Origin of the sequence: Megasphaera sp. DJF_B143 (genome assembly GCF_900320625.1) — a bacterium.
Classification (GTDB): Bacteria; Bacillota; Negativicutes; order Veillonellales; family Megasphaeraceae; genus Megasphaera; species Megasphaera hexanoica.
This window is the reverse complement of sequence record NZ_ONTA01000277.1, coordinates 1-4757: the sequence shown is the minus strand read 5'-3', so window position 1 is coordinate 4757 and position 4757 is coordinate 1. Positions and strand designations below refer to the sequence as shown.

The window sequence follows — 4757 nt, the reverse complement described above, 5'->3', positions numbered from 1 at the left end:
CTACAGATACCACGTCTGGCATATCCATCCTGTCCCGGATTTTTTCAGCCGTCCTGTCAGCCAGCTGCCGGATATCTGCCAGATCCCGTTCATCGGGCCGTCCGGGAGCCAGCCGGTCTGAAAAGGCATGGGTCGCAACAAAAGCTCCGGCAGATATAGGACAAAAATCGTTCTTCTGCAGCACGTCACATAACTCTGCCAGGGAATTGTCGAAAGACCGGTTGCCAAAAGTCACAAGCGCCACAGCCGGTGTTCCCTGCCCGCGGAGATTCTCTATATAAGCCGGCAGTATTTTATTGGGCAGCTTTCCCGCATAGGTCGGACCTGCTGCGATGACCAGATCATGAGGGCCAAAGGTATATGCCGTTTTCCGTTCTTCCGGTAAATCGAGAGAGATTTCATGAAGTGGTACGGAAAGCAATTCTGCCAGGCGGGCGGCACAGTACCGGGCTACCTGCCTGGTCTTGCCCGTCGGGCTGAAAGATATGGTATAAATCTGTTGAATCAGCATCATTTTTTCCTCCTTTATCGAAATTTCACAGGTTTGCTGCTGATGAAATCCATCGGCATTCACTCTTCTATTTTTTTCGTGCCATGAAGTGTCCGTATGGTTCCTCTATCAAGAGAATACCCATCAGACGTCAGGTCCAGATCGGGCATTACAGTAGATACTCCGTCAATGCCCATGAGGCTGGTCATGACATCGTACAGCAAATCATTCGTCCAATAAGCATCCCGATGATTCCGCAGCGTATCAACTATTTTCGGATATTCCTGGATAAATGTATCACTGAAAATCATGACAAAGGGAATGTGACTCATAGCATAGGTGAATTTTGTCGCTTCGTGGAAATACCCCAGATCCACTTCTTCTCCATGGTCAGAAACATATACGAGTCCCTTAAACCGGGGCTCCGCCTTAATCCGGTCATAGATTTTCTGCAAGACATAATCCGTATAACCCACGGCATTGTCATACTGATCGATACGTTCATTTTCTCCATGAAAAACATTCCACTTCGTCGGATACCTGTCCCCATATGATCCATGACAGCCCATGAGATGAATGACAATCAGGGCATTGGAAGAGTCCTCCAGATTTGGGATCGTATCGGCCAGTACCTCATCAAAATAGTTCGTCCGGCAATCTTCCGTCCCGTTCCGCTCATTGAGCCACACCTGATAATCAGCCGTGCTGGCAATTTCGGCAACTGGTGTATCCCAGGCACCGTAATGTCTCTGATTGCTCAGCCAAACCGTATCATACCCGGCTGCTTTGGCTACTTCCATAAGGGAACAGGCATCTTCCAGGGAAATATCATTATACTGGTTTTTCTCACTCAGGGCATAGGTCAGGACAGGTACAGTAAGGCTATGATTCGAGTAGGCATGAGTAAACAGTATGGTATTCGTTTTTTCAGTCTGTTGTAATAACCAGGGCGTATCCGGCCGGTCATATCCATAGGCCTGCATGTGGTCCCGGTTTTCCGATTCACCAATGACCAGCACGAATATGCCGCCTGACGATGAAATCCTCAGATTCTGCAGCGATTGCAATCTTTCCTGCCGCACTGCTTTTGCCTGTCCATATTTCTGATATTCCTGCAACACATTTTCCGTTTCATCCATAATCCGCACGGGCAGATAACTGGATGACTGCTCCATAACGCAGAAGCCTGCCGCCAGTGTAACCAGGACCAGCAATAGTTGTCCCCAGAGTGGATACCGGCTCTGCTTTCTGCCAGCATCGTGCAGTATATACATCATGGCAGAAACTACCGACAGCAGCATCGTACCCGTCACACACCATAGGAATATATTCTGGTCTTTTAAATAAGACATAGCTTCGCTGCCGTTGGTCTGAAACAAAGTAAGGACAATCGCCGACGACAACACATGTCCACTGACTACGTAGTATCCCCAGAATAAGAGTGGTATGAGCAGAAAAACAGCACCTAGCAAATATACCGTACCCAGGCAGAAACGCCGCAAGTGGGAAAACCGCAACTGCCCGGCCATGATTCGCAAAGAAAAAATAGTGAGAAATGCTGCAGTTCCCATGACAAAAGCATGAGCAATCTCTTCATGCAGGATCCGCTGACCAGACAATAGTGGAATAAAAGCGGCTGACAATACAATCCCATTATAGAGTATCATCGTCTGTACCCATTTTTTATCATACTGCCATGCTGTCAGATTTCCTGCCACGAGGAGGGCACAGATAGCAGCACTGTCATAAAACCGGTACGGTGATAAATCCGGAACCATCCACTGGCAGACACCATAACACAACAAATATACGACGGCACTGGCTATCCCCTTTATGATTTCATTACAGCGGCCATATCTATGAAAACGAAAAACCATGAATCACATCTCTCCAGTCATGCGAAATCTATGAAAGAAACCGCATTTATATATCTCATTATATCATACTCCAGGAGTGCGATACAGCCTGTTAGTACGGGAGTTCATAATGCATACATTTATTTGTCCAAAAGCAGATATTTCCCAAAAAAAAGGACTGTCCGAAAAATACAGACAATCCTTTTGAAAATTCCTGATATGCTATTCTTCTATACGTTTTTTCCCATGCAATGTCCGGATTGTATCTTTTGTCATATCGTATGAACTAACACGTCTATGTGATATGTGTTGCGCAGGTATTGCCGGACTTCTCCCTGTATGTAGAGGGAGCCCACTATGCAGAGTACCTGTCCTTCCTGCACGGCAGCAAAGGCCTTATCCAATCCGTGGACAATGCTGTCCGCCCAGTCGGCCCGGCATGGCAGGATTTTTGCCATTTCTTCCGGATCAGACGTACGCGGTGTCGGTGCTGGTGCGCAGACGACATAATCATCGTCATGGAACAGTTCATGCACCATCTGGGTATAATCTTTATCGGCAAGGACCGAAAAGAGAAATACCCGCTTTCTGTCCCCAAATACATCACTGTAAGTCTGACAGAACGTATCGATACCGGCCGGGTTATGAGCTCCATCGATAACAACGTCTGTTTCTCCGGCCCGCAGGACCTGGAACCGCCCGGGCCATTTCACATGGTGAAGGCCCTGTTCAATAGCCGTACGGGTCAGTCTCTTTTCGTGACGGGCCAGGAGCAGCAGCGTCATGGCGGCCGCTCCGCAATTCACACGCTGGTGTTTCCCTAACAGAGGCAGTGTCGTCGTGATGGCAAAGCCATAGGGTTCCCGTACTGTCACCATCTGCCCGGCTGCCGGATCTTCCGGACCGGCATTGCCAATGACATCGAAACTATGCTTATAGGCATAGAGCCGGCTGTGTTTGTGATAGGCCGTACGGGCAATGACCGAAAGGGCCGGTTCTTCCGCCGTCGTGACGACAGGGACGCCCTCTTTTATAATGCCCGCTTTCTGTGTGGCAATCTCTTCTATCGTATTGCCACAGTATTTCATGTGGTCCATGGCCACATTGGTGATGACCGAGACTTCCGGTATGATGACATTGGTCGAATCGAGAAGGCCGCCGAGCCCGACCTCGATGACGGCATATTCGACACCGGCTTTGGCAAAATGCCAGAAAGCGGCGGCCGTAATCATTTCAAACTCCGTCGGACGTTCCAGCCCTTCTGCTGCCATGGCTTCGACTTTCTCCCGGACGGCAGCGACAGCAGTGGCAAAGTCAGCACGGGAAATATCATCGCCGTTAATATGTATCCGTTCGGTGTATTCTTCCAGATGGGGCGACGTGTACCGGCCAGTCCGGAAACCAGCTTCACAAAGAGCACTGGCTATCATGGCCGTTACAGACCCTTTGCCATTGGTGCCAGTAACATGAATCGTCTTATATTTTTCCTGAGGATTGCCCAGCCGGTTCAGGAGTTCCTGAATCCGGCCCAGGCCCAGTTGTACACCAAACACGCTGGCATGCTGGATATAATCAATTGCTTCTTCGTAGGTCATGAGCGCCTCTTATAATTTAGCCAGATCTTCCATACGTTTGGTAAGGGAGGCCATCTTGTCCGTATAATCAGCCAGTTTGGCTTTTTCTTTTTCTACGACAGCAGCCGGTGCTTTGCCGAGGAATCCCGGATTAGACAGTTTTTTCGAAAGGCGGTCGATTTCCTTCTGGAGTTTGTCCTGTTCTTTCTTGACACGGGCCGTTTCTTTTTCTACATCGATAAGGTCTTTCAGCTGCAGATAGACTTCAATACCCGGTACGACGGTTACAACGGCATTTTCCGGTTTGGCCGCATCAGGAGCCAGCAATGTCACCTTATCGGCAAAGGCCAGTGTATGGAAATACGATTCATACTTGCGCAGTGTCTGAGCCATGCCTTCATCGGACGGTACCATGATGACCGGAGCTTTTTTGCCCATCGGCACGTTGGATTCGGCACGCATATTGCGGATGCCCTTGATGGCTTCCATAATGACGTTCATAATGGCGGCATCGGCAGTAAATTCCAGGTCGGCTCTGGGCTGTGGCCACGGTGCCACGATGATGCTTTCCCCTTCGTGGGGCAGATGCTGCCAGAGATGTTCTGTCACGAAAGGCATGAACGGATGGAGCATTTCCAGTGTGTGCGTCAGGACATAGACCAGTACGTACTGTACAGTCTGCTTGCTGCGCTGGTCATCCGATTTATACAGGCGCTGTTTAGCCAGTTCAATATACCAGTCACAATAGGAATTCCAGATGAAATCATACACTTCGTCAGCGGCGTCGCCGAGTTCGAATTTATCGAGATTAGCCGTAACCTGGCTGACCGTATCGTT

3 protein-coding genes and 1 pseudogene are annotated in these 4757 nt (G+C 49.2%); all 4 read right to left on the bottom strand.

What is annotated here, in order from left to right:
- Positions 1–514 (bottom strand): annotated as a pseudogene (locus DBO31_RS08105) (flavodoxin family protein); the annotation flags it as partial.
- A gap of 56 nt (positions 515–570) precedes the next feature.
- Positions 571–2367, bottom strand: coding sequence for a phosphoethanolamine transferase (locus DBO31_RS08100; RefSeq protein ID WP_150824893.1), 1797 nt, complete (start codon positions 2365–2367; stop codon positions 571–573).
- A gap of 251 nt (positions 2368–2618) precedes the next feature.
- The gene (locus tag DBO31_RS08095) at positions 2619–3941 is read right to left on the bottom strand and encodes a folylpolyglutamate synthase/dihydrofolate synthase family protein (RefSeq protein WP_200817501.1); all 1323 of its coding nucleotides are present in this window, start codon (positions 3939–3941) and stop codon (positions 2619–2621) included.
- A gap of 9 nt (positions 3942–3950) precedes the next feature.
- Positions 3951–4757 (bottom strand): class I tRNA ligase family protein (locus DBO31_RS08090; RefSeq protein WP_150824892.1); only part of this gene is annotated, 807 nt, incomplete at its 5' end.